Origin of the sequence: Marinobacter adhaerens HP15 (assembly GCF_000166295.1) — a bacterium.
In the GTDB taxonomy this organism is placed as follows: Bacteria; Pseudomonadota; Gammaproteobacteria; order Pseudomonadales; family Oleiphilaceae; genus Marinobacter; species Marinobacter adhaerens.
Genome location: NC_017506.1, coordinates 2,762,649 through 2,778,955 on the forward strand (window position 1 = coordinate 2,762,649; position 16,307 = coordinate 2,778,955).

At 58.7% G+C, this 16,307-nt stretch carries 18 protein-coding genes and 1 pseudogene; 6 read left to right on the forward strand and 13 right to left on the reverse strand.

Annotated elements, in window-relative coordinates; genetic code table 11:
* Positions 1-62 precede the first annotated feature (62 nt).
* The 4 genes from HP15_RS12970 to HP15_RS12985 form a co-directional block, all read right to left on the reverse strand.
* Positions 63-1,316, reverse strand: a complete 1,254-nt coding sequence (locus HP15_RS12970; RefSeq protein ID WP_041645434.1) for a D-amino acid dehydrogenase — start codon at positions 1,314-1,316, stop codon at positions 63-65.
* A 143-nt stretch (positions 1,317-1,459) separates the two neighbouring features.
* Positions 1,460-1,816: a translation initiation factor Sui1 gene (locus HP15_RS12975; RefSeq protein ID WP_041645436.1), complete on the reverse strand. Its 357-nt coding sequence runs from the start codon at positions 1,814-1,816 to the stop codon at positions 1,460-1,462.
* A gap of 34 nt (positions 1,817-1,850) precedes the next feature.
* Positions 1,851-2,378: a DUF4136 domain-containing protein gene (locus HP15_RS12980; protein WP_169702224.1), complete on the reverse strand. Its 528-nt coding sequence runs from the start codon at positions 2,376-2,378 to the stop codon at positions 1,851-1,853.
* An 81-nt stretch (positions 2,379-2,459) separates the two neighbouring features.
* Positions 2,460-3,065 carry a YigZ family protein gene (locus tag HP15_RS12985; RefSeq protein ID WP_008173946.1) on the reverse strand — a complete coding sequence of 202 codons (606 nt, stop codon included), beginning with the start codon at positions 3,063-3,065 and terminating at the stop codon, positions 2,460-2,462.
* Positions 3,066-3,077: 12 nt separating this feature from the next.
* Between HP15_RS12985 and HP15_RS12990 the strand changes: the two genes are divergently transcribed.
* Complete coding sequence (locus HP15_RS12990) at positions 3,078-3,278, forward strand: hypothetical protein (protein ID WP_008173944.1); 201 nt, start codon at positions 3,078-3,080, stop codon at positions 3,276-3,278.
* Here the strand turns inward: HP15_RS12990 and HP15_RS12995 are convergent.
* Entirely contained in the window at positions 3,234-4,556 is a 1,323-nt protein-coding gene (locus HP15_RS12995) for a sensor histidine kinase (protein WP_008173942.1), read from the reverse strand. The two genes, HP15_RS12990 and HP15_RS12995, sit on opposite strands and share 45 nt — an antisense overlap.
* Entirely contained in the window at positions 4,553-5,239 is a 687-nt protein-coding gene (locus tag HP15_RS13000) for a response regulator transcription factor (RefSeq protein ID WP_008173941.1), read from the reverse strand. Before HP15_RS13000 ends, HP15_RS12995 begins: the two co-directional genes overlap by 4 nt.
* A gap of 173 nt (positions 5,240-5,412) precedes the next feature.
* Here HP15_RS13000 and HP15_RS13005 point away from each other — a divergent pair, with 173 nt between their 5' ends.
* Both HP15_RS13005 and HP15_RS13010 read left to right on the forward strand, forming a co-directional pair.
* Positions 5,413-6,579, forward strand: coding sequence for a GNAT family N-acetyltransferase (locus HP15_RS13005; RefSeq protein WP_041645440.1), 1,167 nt, complete (start codon positions 5,413-5,415; stop codon positions 6,577-6,579).
* Positions 6,580-6,627: 48 nt separating this feature from the next.
* Positions 6,628-7,242, forward strand: a complete 615-nt coding sequence (locus HP15_RS13010; protein ID WP_227499635.1) for a hypothetical protein — start codon at positions 6,628-6,630, stop codon at positions 7,240-7,242.
* 61 nt (positions 7,243-7,303) lie between these two features.
* Here HP15_RS13010 and HP15_RS13015 read toward each other — a convergent pair whose 3' ends face one another.
* On the reverse strand, positions 7,304-7,519 hold the full coding sequence (locus HP15_RS13015; protein ID WP_008173934.1) for a dodecin: 216 nt from the start codon (positions 7,517-7,519) through the stop codon (positions 7,304-7,306).
* 192 nt (positions 7,520-7,711) lie between these two features.
* Between HP15_RS13015 and HP15_RS13020 the strand changes: the two are divergent.
* Positions 7,712-8,481, forward strand: a pseudogene (locus HP15_RS13020) (DUF3750 domain-containing protein).
* A 133-nt stretch (positions 8,482-8,614) separates the two neighbouring features.
* Here HP15_RS13020 and HP15_RS13025 read toward each other — a convergent pair.
* From HP15_RS13025 to HP15_RS13035, 3 genes are all read right to left on the reverse strand, one after another.
* Positions 8,615-9,931 carry a hypothetical protein gene (locus tag HP15_RS13025; protein ID WP_014577900.1) on the reverse strand — a complete coding sequence of 439 codons (1,317 nt, stop codon included), beginning with the start codon at positions 9,929-9,931 and terminating at the stop codon, positions 8,615-8,617.
* Positions 9,932-10,019: 88 nt separating this feature from the next.
* Entirely contained in the window at positions 10,020-10,331 is a 312-nt protein-coding gene (locus tag HP15_RS13030; RefSeq protein ID WP_008173928.1) for an AzlD family protein, read from the reverse strand.
* Positions 10,321-11,067 (reverse strand): AzlC family ABC transporter permease, encoded by a 747-nt coding sequence (locus tag HP15_RS13035; protein ID WP_008173926.1) that lies wholly within the window; start codon positions 11,065-11,067, stop codon positions 10,321-10,323. The genes HP15_RS13030 and HP15_RS13035 overlap by 11 nt, the downstream gene beginning before the upstream one ends.
* A 371-nt stretch (positions 11,068-11,438) precedes the next feature.
* Between HP15_RS13035 and HP15_RS13040 the strand changes: the two genes are divergently transcribed.
* Both HP15_RS13040 and HP15_RS13045 read left to right on the forward strand, forming a co-directional pair.
* Positions 11,439-12,536, forward strand: coding sequence for a Glu/Leu/Phe/Val family dehydrogenase (locus tag HP15_RS13040; protein WP_041645444.1), 1,098 nt, complete (start codon positions 11,439-11,441; stop codon positions 12,534-12,536).
* A gap of 90 nt (positions 12,537-12,626) precedes the next feature.
* Complete coding sequence (locus HP15_RS13045) at positions 12,627-14,039, forward strand: sodium-dependent transporter (RefSeq protein WP_014577902.1); 1,413 nt, start codon at positions 12,627-12,629, stop codon at positions 14,037-14,039.
* Positions 14,040-14,046: 7 nt separating this feature from the next.
* Here the strand turns inward: HP15_RS13045 and HP15_RS13050 are convergent, their stop codons facing one another.
* Genes HP15_RS13050 through HP15_RS13060 form a run of 3 tightly spaced genes read right to left on the reverse strand, consistent with a single transcriptional unit; the run spans position 14,047 to position 16,261 of the window.
* Positions 14,047-14,949 (reverse strand): NAD-dependent protein deacetylase, encoded by a 903-nt coding sequence (locus HP15_RS13050; RefSeq protein WP_014577903.1) that lies wholly within the window; start codon positions 14,947-14,949, stop codon positions 14,047-14,049.
* Positions 14,950-14,964: 15 nt separating this feature from the next.
* Positions 14,965-15,696 carry a polyamine aminopropyltransferase gene (locus tag HP15_RS13055; RefSeq protein ID WP_008173917.1) on the reverse strand — a complete coding sequence of 244 codons (732 nt, stop codon included), beginning with the start codon at positions 15,694-15,696 and terminating at the stop codon, positions 14,965-14,967.
* 4 nt (positions 15,697-15,700) lie between these two features.
* Positions 15,701-16,261 carry a DUF1415 domain-containing protein gene (locus HP15_RS13060; protein ID WP_014577904.1) on the reverse strand — a complete coding sequence of 187 codons (561 nt, stop codon included), beginning with the start codon at positions 16,259-16,261 and terminating at the stop codon, positions 15,701-15,703.
* Positions 16,262-16,307 lie beyond the last annotated feature (46 nt).

Sequence of the window (16,307 nt, forward strand, 5' to 3'; positions counted from 1 at the left end):
AAAGTGAAATGGTTTGGGGCTTGACCGAGATGCTCGCACCGGACTGGAGGTAGCCAGACCTTCTAGAGCCCGGAAAACGTAAAATCCACCTCAGGCTTGCGGCCGTCAATAATGTCCGCAAGGGCCGCGGCGGAACCACAGGAATGGGTCCATCCAAGGGTGCCGTGTCCGGTATTCAGGTAAAGGTTGGCGAAGTGGCTTTTTCCGATGTACGGCACGTTGGAAGGCGTCGCAGGCCGTAAACCGGTCCAGAACTCCGCCTGATCCCAGTAACCTGCTTCGGGCATGACTTCCGCTGTGCGGCGCACGATAGCCCGGCAGCGGGTATAGTTCAGTTTCCGGCTGTAGCCGTTCAGTTCGGCCGTGCCCGCCACGCGCATGCGATCACCCAGGCGGGAATAAACCAGCTTGTACTCGTCGTCAGTGAGGCTGACATTGAACGCCGCCTCCTCGTTCTTCACCGGTACCGTAATCGAATAGCCTTTGGCCGGATAGATGTTGAGGAAAATACCGAGCTGACTGGCAAGCGCTGCACTGAAGCTGCCCATGCTCAGCACGTAGGCATCCGCGCGCAGCGTCTCATGATGGCCGTCCCGAAGGGTCTGGATCCCAAGTACCCGCTCGCCGGCGCGTTCGAAGCTCAGGATTTCAGTGCCGTACCGGAACTCTACGCCGGCCTCCGCGCAGCGTTTTGCAAGGTTCTGGGTAAACATCCGGGCATCACCGGATTCGTCTTCCGAGGTGTAGGTTGCCCCGGCAATCCGGTTGCGGATCGGCTTGAGTGCCGGCTCCAGCTCTACCGCCCGGTCTGCATCGATAATCTGGCGGTCACACCCCAGATCCTGCATGATCCGGGTCGGCTCCATGGCACCGTCAAACTCCGCAGGATTGGTGTAGAAGTGCAGGATACCCTTCTCGAGATGGTTGTACTCGATGCCCGCTTCCTCACGCAGAGCCTGCAACTGGCTGCAGCTGTAGGTGCCGAGATTTACCATCTGGCGGATGTTGTGGGCAGCCCGGGCCAAGGTGCACTGCCCCAGAAAAGAGAGCGCCCAGCGCCACTGGGCAGGATCCAGTCTTGGCCGGAACAGCAGAGGCGCGTCGGGCTGGAACAGCCACTTCATGACTTTCAGAGGGGCGGACGGGTTGGCCCACGGCTCCGCATGGGAAACGGAGATCTGACCGCCGTTGGCATAACTGGTTTCCAGGCCGGCCTGGTTCTGGCGATCAACCACAGTTACCTGGTGCCCCTGCTTCTGCAGATACCAGGCCGTGGTAGTACCCACAACGCCTGCGCCCAAAACCAGTATATGCATGCTTGCCTCCGGTCGAACAGAATCCGCCATCCAACGGCATAATTGCAGGGATTTCTGGGCAGATTCCGGTTGGTATGAAAGTCGGGATTTGTTAACGCGGGCTCTATTGTAACGTGAGCGTGGGGGATTTGCGTGTTATACCATCAGCCACCGGCGCGCTTCACCGTCCACCCGTTTTGCTCAAGCAGCGGAACCAGAAGATCCCGCTGGTCGCCCTGAATTTCGACCACACCATCTTTTACCGTGCCACCGGTGCCGCATTTGGCTTTCAACACCTTGGCATAGGCTTTCAGTTCTTTGTCGTCCAGTGGAATGCCGGTAATCAGGGTGACACCCTTACCCTTGCGGCCCTTGGTCTCCCGGCTCACTCTGACAATGCCATCCCCGGCAGGCCGTGATGATGTACCGCAGGTACATTCATTCAAGGGGTTACGGCAATCCGGGCACATACGCCCCTGCTCGGTCGAAAAAACCAGACCGCCCTCAGATCGCTTCTTCATTCTGTCTCCGTGCTATTCCTGTCTTGTAACGCCTTCAATCGAGACCAGGAGGATACTTGGTAAACATTTCGGCCACGACCTCGTCGATCAATTCTCTTCGGGTCTCGGGTGACTGGTTTTCATTGAGATAACGCCGACTGGCGGCGCGCCAGACAACTTCTTTCGACTTGCTGTCTGCCAGCTCTACAACCAGCTTTCCCTCTTCAATTTCACGTACCGGTGGCGGCGCAGACAGGGCCCAGCCGAAATTCCCGCTACCAAAACCAAATCCGAGTCCCAGCCCCGTCTGCTCAAGGCGCTCCTCGGGCACGATCTGCCAGCTTACCAGCAAGTCGGCCTCTGCTTCAGGGACCTGTTTCAGCGCTTTGCGATTCAGCTCTCGCTCGACGGCACTGCGCACCCGAGTGCCGTCGAGTGAGGTAAAGGAAGACGAATCGGTGCCACCGGCAAACGCCCAGGAGGAATAATTACCGAAAACCACGGAAGAGTTGTAGTCGGTCACCACGTTGCTGGCACAACCGGTCATGGCCAGTGCAACAACCGCTAACATCAGAAAACGCATCATGATTCCTGTCCTCGATTGAGACTCAGATTTACGAACAGTATACGCCTCGCAGACGCACAACGATGCCCCCGGGATCCGTCACCTTTCTAAACTGTAATCCAGTTTATGGGCATCGCAGAAGGCTCCGAATGCCTCGACCTGATCCTCGGGAACCAGAACACCAGCCCGTACCGAGGCCCCGTAATCCACCGATTCCACCGATGCCCCGTTCATCTCACACCAGTGCCGCAGCGGTTGCTCGTCAGCAAATGACAGGAGCACCAGCACGTCCACCATGGGCTTCTGGACCACCCGGTCAACAGCCGACAGCACGCTCTCTGCAGCTCCGGCATAGGCTCGCACCAGGCCACCGGCGCCCAGTTTGATGCCACCAAAGTACCGGACCACCATCACCAGCACATCTCCCATATCCTTGTGCTGAATCACGTTGAGAATCGGCTTTCCGGCCGTTCCGGACGGCTCACCATCATCGTTCATCCCAGCTTCGGCGGCAGAACCGGGACGCCCGATCTGGTAGGCCCAGCAGATATGCCGGGCGTCCGGATGGTCCTGGTGGGCCTGTTCCAGCCAGTCCTTCACCTCCTCCCGCGAACTCACCGGGGCTACCCGGGCAATGAACCGGCTTTTCTTCACTTCCGTTTCACGCTCAAGGTATCCTGCCGGAACGGGGTAATCTTTTTTCATGGACAACGACCTATGGCCTCTGAAGACGAATACAACAACCCGGGCACGGCAAAGCCCGCGAAGATTCGGAAAGCGGCCTGCGGAATCCGCTTTGACGAAGACGAGCTGCAGGAGGGTATCGACTTTTCCGGCGCCGAAAAACTGAAACCTTCCGACCCGGAGCCGGAGTCAGCCGCCCCCGAAAAACACCGGAAGGCGAAGCGTCACCCGTAAGCCGCCAGTTTCTCCCGCTGCTGCCCCGATCACGCCATCGTGGGCCGCTACGATGTCTCTGGCAATAGCCAGGCCAAGCCCCCAGCCCGTGCCCCCGCGAGACTTGTCTGCGCGGAAGAACGGCTCGAAAAGCTGGCCGATCAGCTCATCCGGAACGCCCGGCCCCTCGTCATCAACCGTTAGCGTCAACCAGTCATCGGCCACCGTCACGGCGAGATGAACAGCCCTGCCAGGTGGCGTGTGGTCGAGGGCATTCTGCAGGATGTTGTCGATGGCTCGCTGTAAAAGCCCTTCATCACCCAGCACCGACGCCCTTGAACTTTCCGGCGACACCACGAGTTTGCAGTCCACACCCTGGTGTTCGGCATAGTCCGCTGCATCCTTGAGGACCTGATTGATCACATGCACCAGCCGGAGGGGCTCGCGCTCGATATCGCCGCCGGCTTCGGTGACCCGGTATAACGTCAGTATCTGACCAGTCATGGTTTCAAGCCGTTCGTTCTGGCGCAGAATGCTGGCCATCAGCTCTTCATCTGCACCGGCCTCGTTTGCCAGCTCAATGGCGATACGCTGGCGGGTGAGCGGCGTTCGCAAATCGTGGGAAATATCCCGAAGCAGATGTTTCTGGCGTTCCAGCAGACTGCAGAGCTGTTCGGTCATGGCATTGAAAGCCGTGGCCAGTTGTCCCACCTCATCCCGGCGTTGGGCGATCTTTTCGCTGACTCTCAGAGAATTATCACCGGCCGCAATCGCCTGGGCGGTGCTTTCCATGTGTTTCAACGGTCGCGATACCAGGCGGGCGATCCACCAGCACGCCAGTGAAATCATCAGCAGGGCCAGCCCGAGCTCGATGGCCCTGAAGAATCTCGGGTTGAGCCAGCCAGCGCCCTGCACCCGTGGCCAGGCCACCAGCCGGTAACCGCCGCCAACGTCCAGTACCGCGGGTTTCTGCGGGTACCAGCCGGATTTCATGCGGTCGCGGATGAACGAGGGCAGCTTGCCATCGTTTTCATCCTGTTCGAGCAACACCAGAAACAGTTCAAGACGCTCGCCTTCGTCCCGCAGAAAGCGCCACGCTTCGCCACGGTCACCGGCCTCGCGGATTGCGATAGCTTCTTCGGCCAGATCCCTTAGACCTGCCTGGCGCTCGATGGCTTCCCGCTCCCGGTCCAGAAGCATCCTGGTTGCAAGGTTACTGGCCACCACGGTGACCGCCATAGCCAGCCAGATCGACAGGAAGATCCGCCAGAACAGAGGGAACATGGGCCGCTGTTTCATTCCGGCACCCTATAGCTGTAACCCAGCCCCCTAACGGTTTCGATACGGGGCGGGTCGTCGTTGCCCAGCTTTTTGCGAAGGTTACTGATGTGCATATCAAGGGTGCGGTCGTAAGCTTCAAGGCGCCGGCCCAGCGCCCATTGCATGAGATCGGTTTTGCGGACCACGCTGCCTGCATGTGCCAGAAGAACCTGCAGAACCTCGTACTCGGTGGCGGTCAGCTCCATCGCCACATCATTCTGGTAAATTCGGCGATGACCCGGCTCGACACGGAGGTCGCCATAGGTCCGGGCCGCATTGACTTCGGTTTTCTGGTCCCAGGCAATCCGCCGCAAAAGCGCCTGCAGCCGGGCCACCAGCTCGCGCGGATTACAGGGTTTGGGAATATAGTCATCGGCACCAACCTCGAAACCGACGATCCGATCCGTTTCGTCGCCCCGGGCGGTCAGTAATACCACGGGCAGATGGGTCTCTGCCCTCAGTTCCCGCAACACCTCGAGGCCACTGATATCCGGCAGCATGATGTCCAGCACGACAATATCGCAGTCCTGACCCAGCGCCAGGGCGAGGCCGTCCCGGCCATTGGCAGCTTCCCGAATGGTAAATCCCTGATTGGTCAGGTAACGGGCAAGCAATTCCCGCAATTCATCATCGTCCTCGACCAGTAACACCCTGTTCTGCATGTCGCTTCTCCACCTGTCGTGCCGACCACAGTTGCTGCTGAAGTCTAACACGCTACCCGCAAACCACTGATTCGGGCCAGGTCACTTTGCAGAACCTTTACACTGACCCCGGGGTGATCAAAAGCCGTCTTCTGACGTATGGTATCGGGTACATAAAGGAGTTTTCCCTCACCATGTCAGAACCCGGACCAGCGACTCTCACACTGGAAACCTGCACCAGCATCAATGATATTCCCGCCCCTGAGTGGGAGCGGCTGGCTGGGCATAGCAATCCATTTCTTCGTTACGAGTTTTTCCAGGCACTGGAAGCGTCCGGATGCACATCCCCGGAGACCGGGTGGTCGCCACGTCACCTCGTGTTCCGAAAGGCTGGCAGAATCGTCGGCCTTGCGCCGGCTTTTCTGAAGAGCCACTCCATGGGGGAATATGTGTTTGACTGGGCCTGGGCCGATGCATACCAGCGGCATGGGCTGGCGTACTATCCAAAATTACTGATCGCCATTCCCTTCACGCCATCCTCAGGCCCAAGGCTGCTGCTGGATCCGGACATTCGACAACAGCTGGTACCGGAACAGGTTCATCACCTGTTGGACAGGCTGACCGATGAACTGGGAGCCCACTCCTGGCACCTGCTGTTTCCCGGCAAAGAGGACCAGGAGCTGCTTCAACACGAGCAGGCCTTACATCGCATCGGATGCCAGTTCCACTGGCATAACCATGATTACCGTAATTTCGAGGACTTCCTGGCGGCGCTGACTTCCCGCAAGCGCAAGTCCATCCGCAAGGAACGTCGCCAGGTTGCGGACCAGGGAATTTCCTTTACACGCTTTCATGGCCGGGATATTCCGGAGCACGTGCTTTCCGCGTTCTATGTGTTTTACCAGGCGACTTATCTGAAACGGGGCCAACGACCTTACCTCAACAAGCGATTCTTTGAGCTGCTTCAGGAACAGCTACCCGAACACGTACATCTGGTGATGGCAGTGCGCGAGGGCGAAATGATTGCCGGTGCCCTGTTCCTGGCGGGCACAACCACCCTCTACGGGCGTTACTGGGGTTGCCTTGATGAATACAACCACCTGCACTTTGAAACCTGCTACTACCAGGGCATCGAACTGGCGATGGACCTCGGCCTCAGCCATATTGATGCCGGAGCCCAGGGCGAACACAAACTGGTACGTGGCTTTGAGCCGGTAATCACCCACTCCTGGCATGGCGTTCTGCACCCCGGCTTCCGCGAAGCCATAGAAAACTTCACCCGAGAGGAGGCAGACCACGTGCGTGCTTATTTCAGCGATGCGGAAGCCGCCCTGCCCTTCCGACAGCAGACGCCGGATTAACTTCTATACTGATAGACCCAGACTGGATTTACGCGGGGGTCAGACACCATGGATACAGACCCATTGTGGAGCATGTTATCGGCAGGCGGCCTGCCGCTTCTGCTTTCAGCGGCCGCCCTGGGCCTGGCCGTGATTGCCCTGTTCATCGGATCGGGCGCTCGCCGGCGTAGCGAGGACCAGTTGACCGCATTACGGGAACGTTCCGATACTCTGTGGCGGGAAGTTGACGACATACGGGTGGCACAATTCAATCGTCCGGGTGAGTCCGGCAATGGCGCTCCAGGCTCCCCAGTGGAAGAAGCCCGCTATCAGAAAGAAGTGGAAGCCTACGCCAGGATCTGGCCCCAGGTATGGAATCTTCATGAACGCCTGGGCATGTTCCTGAGGGCGGTTGAAGGCGGCGAAGCGGCCGGCGAACTCAGACTGGAAGCTCGCAATGCGGCCCTGGAGGCCCGAGAGCTGCTTAACCGGAACCGCCCCTTCTGCACAGAGTCCGTCGATGAACTGGTTACCCGGCTGATTGATGCCGAGATCAAGGCGCACCTTGCGGCCTGCCAGTATCTGGACCTGCTAAAGATGTCCCCAGTGACTCATCCAATCACGACCGCCGGGTCTTGCAGGACAAGTGCCACAGCCTGCACGAGGGCGAAGCCCGGGAGCTGATGAACCAGTTGGTCTCGTCCATTCGGCACCGGGCGATTCGCAGTAACTAGGGAGCGCCTGTTCAGCTGTTGGCGATACGGAAACCGACTTTCATTACGACCTGATAGTGGCCCACCTTGCCATCAACGATATGGCCGCGGGTTTCGGTTACCTCAAACCACTCCATGTTGCGAACGCTTTTACCACATTCCTCAAGTGCATTCTCAATGGCGTCTTCAATGCTTTTCTTGGAAGACCCGACAATTTCCACTTTTTTGTACACGTGATGGTCAGACATTAAAGCCTCCTGGGAATTGCGATTTGTATGTCTGAGCCTAGAAGACAAGCGTCCTCACGGCAAACCACAACCCGGCACAAGCCTCATCCGCCAACCCACGGCTGGCGTATCTGTCCCCTATAATCCAGGTAGTCGTGAGGAACTTTCTGTCACTCAGAGGGTCCCGTCTACCCCACGCTTCGGACTGAGTTCATGAAACGATTTTTCAGATACACCGGCTGGTTTTTCGGCGCCGTGCTCCTGCTGCTGGCTGGCCCGATTCTGCTTGCCACCAGTGGCAGCCTGCAGGGAGCCGAGAGCTGGCAAACAGCCACCCGGGAAAGCGCCCGGATTGCCCCTCTGCCAGAACAGGCCGAGGAAGCAATCGTTCAGGTATACGGCGCCCGGGCATGGAGCTGGCGAGGTTACTTTGCTGTCCATACCTGGATAGCCACCAAGGAAAAGGGGCCAGCCATTATCGGGTTCATGAAGTGACCGGCTGGCGCAGCTACGTGGTCAATTCCCGGCCCGGTGAGCCCGACAGACACTGGTACGGTTCAAAGCCGAACCTCTATGCCGATATCCGCGGCGAAGAAGCCGAAAAGCTGATTCCCGACATCTACCAGGCAGTGGCGTCTTACCCCTACCCGACCGAATACGAAGCTTGGCCCGGCCCCAACAGCAACACTTTCGTGGCCTGGGTAATCAGGGAGGTTGAGGGCCTCAATGTGGCTCTGCCGAACCACGCGATCGGCAAGGACTACCTCGGCGACCGTATTATCGCAGAGGTTCCGGGTGGCGCGGGTTATCAGGTCTCACTGGGTGGGTACTTTGGTGTGCTGGCGGGTGTCCGCGAGGGACTGGAGCTGAACCTTCTGGGCCTATCCTTCGGTATCAACCCGTTGGCTTTGGGGATCAAACTGCCAGGCATCGGCGAGTTAGCGCTTAGAAACCCCAACCCGATAGCTGAAAATTCCCCTTAGGTTCGGGAAACAGGCGGGCAGGGGTTCCCAAAAATGTGCGGAGCCATGGATGGCGGAGCCAAGCGTACACGGACGTATTTACAGCGTTTTTTGGGAACCCCTGCCCGCCTGTTTCGTGCTCCAAATCCAGACATCAAAGACTGGCAAACTCCAGATACCGGCTCGCCGCCTGCTTCTTCTCGTCCTGGCTGTTCAGCATTTCCAGCCGCATCTTATCGATCAGCTTCAAATAGTCTGCAATGGGAGACTCGGGCTTGCCGGCGTCTTTCGATTCTTCGATAAACGCCTTCTGCTTTTCACGAATTTCATTCAGCTTCTCGAGCGCCGAACGTATCGCTTCCACCCTGGCCTCCACCAAGCCACTACCGCCGCGGTCTGGCGAGCCACGCTCCGCGCTCAGGACCGTCTCAGCGGTCGGCGCTTCGACGGTATTCTGTTCTGCAAGGTCGATTTCTTCCAGGGTGCGAACCTCGCCGTCGGTGCTCAGATAGATTCCCGAACCCTTGATCTGGCCCAGCGGCACACCCTGACTGTTGGCCAGCGTGAAGCGGTCTTCGACATTGTCCACATAAAGCGCCTGAACGCCGACTTCTGAGAGGGATTTCAGAGCCTGTGAGCCGTCTGCAGCCTGGACCCACACGGACAACGACGCGAAGATCTCATCGTTGGCGTCAATCCAGCGGTTACCGTCGTCATCAAAACGGGCCAGCTCCCCAAAGCCGGAGCCGCTCCGGGGACCAAACAGTTCGGAGCCGTCGTCCACTTTGCCGTTGCCATTTCGGTCCAGCACCAGGTAGCCGCTACCGCTGCCCAGGGTGGCAAACTGCCCGGTGTCACCGTTACCGTTCAGGTCGAACTCGAAGAGGGTATCGGTCAGGCGGGCTGTGGCAGAGCCGAAGTTGATCACCAGAGGGTCGGTGAGTGGCCGTTCCTGAATCTGCACCAGTTCCGAGTACTCGTAGGTCCGGGACTGGGACTGTCGCAGTGAGAGGGTGAAGTCGATGGTCTCGCCATTCTCCAATGCGATGGTGCCAGTGGAGGCAAAGCTTCTGGATTCGCTCTCCGAGTAAAACATATAGCGTCCGGCAGAAACCGAGAGACTGCCCCGACCCTCGACACCCGCATCACCACCGAGCGCGGCACGGCTAACGCTCAGTGCCTGCTGGCCCATCAGAAACAACTCTGAGGTTTTCTCGGCAAGCTGCGCACTGGTAAAGACGCTCTGCTGACCGCCATCCGTCACGGTGCTGCTGCCGCTGAAGGCGAGCTGCTCCTGGCTGCTGTAACGATAGGCAGCCTGGCGCATGAGCGTTAACTCTGAGCCAACCGCGTTTTCATTGGCCTGCGGCGCAGCGGCAGATTGCCGGTTGATGCGGAGCTGCGTGCTGTCGAAAGCCGATACCTGGCGGGAACTGTCCTGGAAAAGCGAAATCTGGCTGGAGGAAATCATGGCTCTGGGCACCTGTAATTACTACACAGGTATATCGGCCGCAGCCCCCCGGACTTGAGCACTTTTTAATCGCTTCAGATTCGAAAGGTTAGGCCAGAAACCGCACGATTCCGGCAGCCGCAATCCCGGCGGCAATGGCCGGGAGAGGTTTACGCAACGCCAGCATGGTAACCGCCGTCGTGGTCAGGGCCGCCAGCGCACCAGCGTCCCCCGTCACTGCCATGGGCACAATGATGGCAATCAGGACCGAGCTGGCCATGGTGTTGATAAAGCTCTCGATACGAGGATTGATCTTCACGAACGACATGATGAACACGCCGCCAAAACGGGTTACCAGTGTAACGGCGGTCATGATCGCAATCAGGAACAGAATACCGGCTGTGGTGGTCTCAACGGTCATGGGTGCTGTCCTCCGCGTCAGAAGCAGGCGCAGGCTTTCGCTCGAGCCAGAAGAACCCGATCGCACCACCGGCGAGCGCGCCCACGACGACGTGGGTATTCGCCGGCAACCATTTCCAGGCCGCCAATGAAGCCAGCGCTGTAACGGTCCAGGCCACGAGCACTCTCGGGGATTTCTTGCCGCCCAGCGCCATGGCCAGGAGGAAACAGCCGAGAACCATGTCCAGGCCCAGGGATTTGGGATCCTGCAGAAGGCCACCAAAATAGACGCCCAGACCGGTCCCGATGATCCAGGCCAGCCAAAGAGCCAACCCGCCACCAAGGATAACTTCCAGGTTTCTCCGGCCACTCTGGTATTCCTGGGCCGAAACCGCCCAGTTGGCATCGGTCAGCAGCAGCAAGAGACCATAGCGCTTGCCCGGCGAGACATCTTTCAGCATCGGGTACAGCGAAGCGCCCATAAGCAGATGGCGGGAATTGATGGCAAAGACCACCGCGATCATCGGCAGTACAGATACCTCGGTGCCCCACATATCGACGGCGGCAAACTGGGAGGCCCCGGCAAACACCGTCGCACTCATCAGCACCGCCTGGAGCGGCTCAAGGCCTTTCTGGGTAGCTGCCAATCCAAAGGCAGCGCCAAATGCCACCACGAATAACGAGATGGGAAGCAGCCGGAAAAACTCCACCCGTACCCGGGCCGGCTGTAGCTGATAAGAATAGGAAGCGACAGACATCCGGGGAAACTAGGTCAGTTTCCCCGATCCGCGTATAGGTAGTTTCCGCAGAAAGGGGCACATCTGCGACTAATGGACCAGATCCGCGCAACGCAAGAGGCCATTTAACCTCATGATTGCCTCAAATGTTTACCGGGGAGGCGCCCGAATCCGGGGGTGAGCCTTGTATCGGATAGTTCACATTCGCATGTTGACGTTAACGTCAATTGCCGCTAGTTTGTTTTTCGTCCAGCCCCAAAAGGGCACTTTCGGTGGGCCACCCCCCAGCGGATATACCGGACACCTGAAATCGGAACGCCGGCCACAAGCCGGCAGACAAGAACAAGATACCCGCTCATGCCGAGATCCGGCCGGTGGGAGAGGATTTCACAATGCTATTCAGCCATCCCGAGTTCGATAACCACGAACATCTGTCCTTTTTCTGCGATCCCGAAACCGGCCTGAAGGCCATCGTTGCCATCCATAACACTTCCCGCGGCCCCGCATTGGGAGGCTGTCGAATGTTTCCCTATGCCTCCGATGAAGAGGCGGTTCGCGATGTCTTGCGCCTTTCGAGGGGCATGACCTACAAATCGGCACTCGCCAACCTGGATCTGGGTGGCGGCAAGTCAGTGATTATTGGCGACCCGCGCAAACAGAAAACCGAAGCGCTGATGGAGGCCATGGGCCGCCATCTGGAAAGTCTTGGCGGGCAGTACATTGCGGCGGAAGACTCGGGCACCAGCGTACCCGACCTCAAGGTCATGGGCCGACACACCAGCCACGTTGCGGGAATTGCCTCGCGCACCGGCTTCGACGGCAACCCAAGCAACGGCGACCCGTCACCGGCGACAGCCTACGGCACCTTTATCGGCCTCAAAGCAGCGGTAAAACACAAACTTGGGCGGGACGACCTCAACGGTTTGAAGGTAGCCATTCAGGGCATCGGTAATGTTGGTTTCCGGTTGGCCAGACACCTGAAGGACGCCGGCGCTGATCTCTGGGTCTATGACATCCATGACGACAATATGCGGCGGGCCGTGGATCAGCTGGGAGCCAAGCCAGCGGCTGCCGAGGACATATTGTCACTGCCTGTGGACGTGGTAGCGCCCTGTGCCATGGGGGCAGTACTGAACGATGACAGCATTCCCCAACTGAAGGCCCGGATCGTCGCCGGCGCCGCCAACAATCTGCTGGAACACCCTGAGCACGATGCCATGCTGCAGGACCGGGGCGTTCTCTATGCACCGGACTTTGCCATCAATGCAGGTGGCATCATCGATGTGTTCTACGAGCGCGCCGGCGCCACACCGGAAACCGTTCGCGCCCACGTCGATACCATCGGCGATACCCTGACCGAAATCTTCAACCGTTCCGACCGCTCGGGTCGCCCCACCGGGGAGATTGCCAACGAGCTTGCCGAGGAACGGTTCAAAAAGCACACCGCCGGAGCCGGACAGGCGTCCGAGCGATTGGCCCGCACCGGCTGAGCTGACACCGGCGCACCCCCAGGAAGCTGCGGATAGCTGCGGCTTCCCTCTTAAACCCTGATACAAAAACAAATACTTCGGGAGATAGTTATGTCCGTCACTTCTTCAGATTCCGCCGCTTATTCCGGGGCGCTTGAAGGTTCAAACGCCCAACGCGGGCTCTGGTCATCACGTCTGGCCTTTATTCTTGCCGCTACCGGCTCTGCCGTGGGCCTGGGCAATATCTGGAAATTTCCTTATGTCACCGGTGAGAACGGTGGCGGCGCCTTCGTGCTGGTGTATCTGCTGTGCATCGCGGTCGTCGGGATTCCTATCATGATGGCGGAAGTCATGATCGGTCGTCGCGGTGGCAGGAGCCCTGTCAAGAGTCTGAGCCTGATCGCCGAGCATGACCGACTCAAGCCGGCCTGGAAGCTGGTCGGTGCCATCGGCATTCTGGCGGGTTTTCTGATTCTGTCGTTCTACTCGGTCATCGGCGGCTGGGCCATTTCCTACGTAGGCACAACCGCCAGCGGCCAGCTTGCCGGGCAGTCTGCCGACACCGTAGGCGCGGTCTTCTCGGGCCTTCTAAGCGACCCCACCAAACTGCTGGCCTGGCACACCCTGTTCATGGCTATGGTGATGGTTGTGGTAGTGCGAGGCGTTCGCTCGGGGCTTGAGCGGGCTGTCAGCATTCTCATGCCGGCCCTGTTCGTGCTGCTGCTGATCGTGGTCGGCTATGCAATGACAACCGGGCACTTCGGACAAGCCGCCGCATTCCTGTTCCAGCCCGATTTCTCCAAGCTCACAACATCCGGAATACTGGTAGCCCTGGGGCACGCGTTCTTCACCCTGAGCCTTGGTATGGCGGTCATGATGGCTTATGGCTCTTACCTGCCCAAGAACATTTCCATTGCCAAGACCTCGATCACCGTATCGGTCATCGACACCGGCGTGGCGCTGCTCGCAGGCCTGGCCATCTTCCCGATTGTGTTCGCCAACGGCCTTGAGCCGGGAGCGGGGCCGGGGCTGATCTTCCAGACGCTGCCGCTGGCCTTCGGTCAGATGCCCATGGGCTCCCTGTTCGGCACCCTGTTCTTCGTACTTCTGATCTTTGCCGCCTGGACGTCGGGGATTTCGCTTTTGGAGCCGATTGTGGAATGGCTGGAAGAGCGTAAAGGCATGAACCGCACCGTCAGCACACTCGGCGCCGGTTTTGTCTGCTGGGGACTGGGCATTGCCTCGATTCTGTCCCTGAACCTCTGGTCCGACTTCGCACCGCTTGGCTTTGTCCCCATGCTGGAAGGCAAGACCATTTTCGACCTGCTGGACTTCTTCACCGCCAACATCATGCTGCCCCTGGGCGGGTTGCTGGTGGCCCTGTTTGCGGGCTGGGTGATGTCACGTCAGGCCATGGAGCGTGAACTGGCACTGTCTCCGGCCATGTTTAACCTGTGGCTGATCACCGTGCGTTTCATCACTCCGGTTGCCGTGGCAGTGGTGTTTATCTACAACCTGATGTAAGCCGACGCTACAACTGATCGAGGGAGGCCTTCAGGGTCTCCCCGATCCTCGCGTTCAACTTCAAATCCACCAGATCTTCAGCCCGAGTCCGCCCCAGGTTCAGGGTGGCAATGGGCTTGTTCCATTCGTTGGCGTACCGGCAGAAACGGAACCCGGAATACACCATCAACGACGAACCGATGACCAAGAGGCCATCACTGGCCTTCAGCGTATCCAGGGCCGAATACACCCGGTCCTTTGGGACATAGTCACCAAAGAACACCACATCCGGCTTCAGAATCCCTTCGCACTTCGGACAATCCGCCAGCCGGAAATCCTCGAAATCCACATCCAGATCGGCATCGCCATCCGGCGCTGTCTCGGCGGTGTATTTCTGGAAACCCGGGTTCAGATCTGCGCAGCGGTCGTGCACCTCATCGCGGGGACAACGGTAGCCGCAACTCATGCACACCACCTCATCGGCCCGACCGTGGAGATCCGTCACTGCCCGGGTGCCCGCCTTCTGGTGCAAGCGGTCCACGTTCTGGGTAACCACCAGGCTGCTGTGGTTGAGCAGTTCCAGGTCAGAGATGTAATGGTGGGAAGGATTGGGCCTGGCATTGCGCATGACCGGCCAGCCAATCAGGCTCCGGCCCCAGTAGCGCTGGCGGGTGTAAACATCTTCCATGAACGCCTTGTGCTGAACCGGCTGCTTGCGCTTCCAGGCGCCATCGCCGTCCCGGTAGTCCGGGATGCCCGAATCGGTACTGACCCCTGCGCCAGTCAGGATCAGCAAGCGAGGATGGCGCTGGATAAACTCCGCCAGCAACGCCCCGGCCTCCTCCGGCTCATGCAACACCGGCGGCTGCTCCGGCTCGGGCAGGCGCTGGCTGGAGCTGAAAGGTCGGCTGCGGTGCGTGGTTAAAGACATACAGACTCCGGTTTCTCAGCCCGGCTTACGGGCCACATACACGGTGTTGAACGATTCCCTGTTCTGAAATGGATTGAAAAAGGATACGACATGGCAGGCCACATCGGTGAACACCTCGTTGAGAACGGCCATGAACTCGTCATCCTCGCCCTCGTTCGACCACATGGCAAAAACCCCTCGGGGCTTCAGTTGCCGGGCCATCAGCCTCAGGTTGTTAGCGGTGTAGAAGCTGGCACTGGAATCGTGCAGAAGCGCCCGGGGGGAATGGTCGATATCCAGAAGAATGGCATCGAATGGCTTGCCGGGGTTCTTCGGATCGAAACCACCCTCTGCCGGATCGGCAATTGCCAGGTCGAAGAAACTGCCATGAACGTAGCGGTTCCGGGGATCGGCATTCAGATCTTTACCAAGAGGCACCAGCTCCTGCTGATGCCATCCGATAACGGGTTTCAGATACTCAACCACCAGCAGTTCGGCAACACGCTCGTGCCTGAGCGCCGCCACCGCGGTGTAACCCAGGCCCAGGCCACCAACAACCACCCGAAGATCATCGCCCTCGGTTTCGCCCAGCCCGATATCAGAGAGAGCCACTTCGGCATCCACGAACATGCTGGACATCAGGAATTCCTCGCCCAGCTTCACCTCGTAGATATCCCTGTCGCCAATCGCCGGAATCCGGCGTCTGCGAAGCGTAATCTCACCAATCACCGAAGGCTGGCTGTCAATCTGTTCGAAAAGCAGTCCCATCTGTTCAGACCTTGCGAGTGGATTCATCAAGACAGGAACGCAGAATACTCCGCATCTTCTCCGAGCCCAGCTCGTTCATCAGTTCAATGCTTCTCTGCGGGATCCCATCCACATCAGGATAACTGTCAATCGCCGCTTCCAGACTGGCTTCCCGCAAAAGGTGCAGCATGGGAAATGGCGACCGATTGGTGTAGTTCTCCGCCGCATCGGGCTCGGTGCCCGCAAACTGGTAATCCGGGTGGAAACTGGCGATTTGGTAAACGCCTTCCATATCCAGATACGCCAGCAAACCATCAGCCGCATCAAGGAATTCATTGTAGGGCCCGAAATCCTGCAATACGCCCGGATGGATCAACAGCGTGGTTTCAATCTCCGGCTCATCTTCCAGACGCTGAAGCTCCGAGTGCAAGGCCTGTAACAGCTCGTCTTCCGTTTCAGCTTCCGACACAACGAAACGAACCCTGTTCCGGACCAGTTCGCGTTTGGCGAACGGACACAGGTTGTAGCCAACGACGACGTCCTCGACCCATTTCCGGGTTGCAGTAACTATTTCGGTCTCACCCATGCTGATCGCTCATTTTCACGAAGCCCACTCAAAAGTCTGGTCGGGC

What these genes read in the sequence shown, in the direction of transcription:
- HP15_RS12970 (WP_041645434.1), bottom strand. Translation starts at nt 1,316, where the DNA reads ATGCATATACTGGTTTTGGGCGCAGGCGTTGTGGGTACTACCACGGCC.
- HP15_RS12975 (WP_041645436.1), bottom strand. Translation starts at nt 1,816, where the DNA reads ATGAAGAAGCGATCTGAGGGCGGTCTGGTTTTTTCGACCGAGCAGGGG.
- HP15_RS12980 (WP_169702224.1), bottom strand. Translation starts at nt 2,378, where the DNA reads ATGCGTTTTCTGATGTTAGCGGTTGTTGCACTGGCCATGACCGGTTGT.
- HP15_RS12985 (WP_008173946.1), bottom strand. Translation starts at nt 3,065, where the DNA reads ATGAAAAAAGATTACCCCGTTCCGGCAGGATACCTTGAGCGTGAAACG.
- HP15_RS12990 (WP_008173944.1), top strand. Translation starts at nt 3,078, where the DNA reads ATGGCCTCTGAAGACGAATACAACAACCCGGGCACGGCAAAGCCCGCG.
- HP15_RS12995 (WP_008173942.1), bottom strand. Translation starts at nt 4,556, where the DNA reads ATGAAACAGCGGCCCATGTTCCCTCTGTTCTGGCGGATCTTCCTGTCG.
- HP15_RS13000 (WP_008173941.1), bottom strand. Translation starts at nt 5,239, where the DNA reads ATGCAGAACAGGGTGTTACTGGTCGAGGACGATGATGAATTGCGGGAA.
- HP15_RS13005 (WP_041645440.1), top strand. Translation starts at nt 5,413, where the DNA reads ATGTCAGAACCCGGACCAGCGACTCTCACACTGGAAACCTGCACCAGC.
- HP15_RS13010 (WP_227499635.1), top strand. Translation starts at nt 6,628, where the DNA reads ATGGATACAGACCCATTGTGGAGCATGTTATCGGCAGGCGGCCTGCCG.
- HP15_RS13015 (WP_008173934.1), bottom strand. Translation starts at nt 7,519, where the DNA reads ATGTCTGACCATCACGTGTACAAAAAAGTGGAAATTGTCGGGTCTTCC.
- HP15_RS13025 (WP_014577900.1), bottom strand. Translation starts at nt 9,931, where the DNA reads ATGATTTCCTCCAGCCAGATTTCGCTTTTCCAGGACAGTTCCCGCCAG.
- HP15_RS13030 (WP_008173928.1), bottom strand. Translation starts at nt 10,331, where the DNA reads ATGACCGTTGAGACCACCACAGCCGGTATTCTGTTCCTGATTGCGATC.
- HP15_RS13035 (WP_008173926.1), bottom strand. Translation starts at nt 11,067, where the DNA reads ATGTCTGTCGCTTCCTATTCTTATCAGCTACAGCCGGCCCGGGTACGG.
- HP15_RS13040 (WP_041645444.1), top strand. Translation starts at nt 11,439, where the DNA reads ATGCTATTCAGCCATCCCGAGTTCGATAACCACGAACATCTGTCCTTT.
- HP15_RS13045 (WP_014577902.1), top strand. Translation starts at nt 12,627, where the DNA reads ATGTCCGTCACTTCTTCAGATTCCGCCGCTTATTCCGGGGCGCTTGAA.
- HP15_RS13050 (WP_014577903.1), bottom strand. Translation starts at nt 14,949, where the DNA reads ATGTCTTTAACCACGCACCGCAGCCGACCTTTCAGCTCCAGCCAGCGC.
- HP15_RS13055 (WP_008173917.1), bottom strand. Translation starts at nt 15,696, where the DNA reads ATGGGACTGCTTTTCGAACAGATTGACAGCCAGCCTTCGGTGATTGGT.
- HP15_RS13060 (WP_014577904.1), bottom strand. Translation starts at nt 16,261, where the DNA reads ATGGGTGAGACCGAAATAGTTACTGCAACCCGGAAATGGGTCGAGGAC.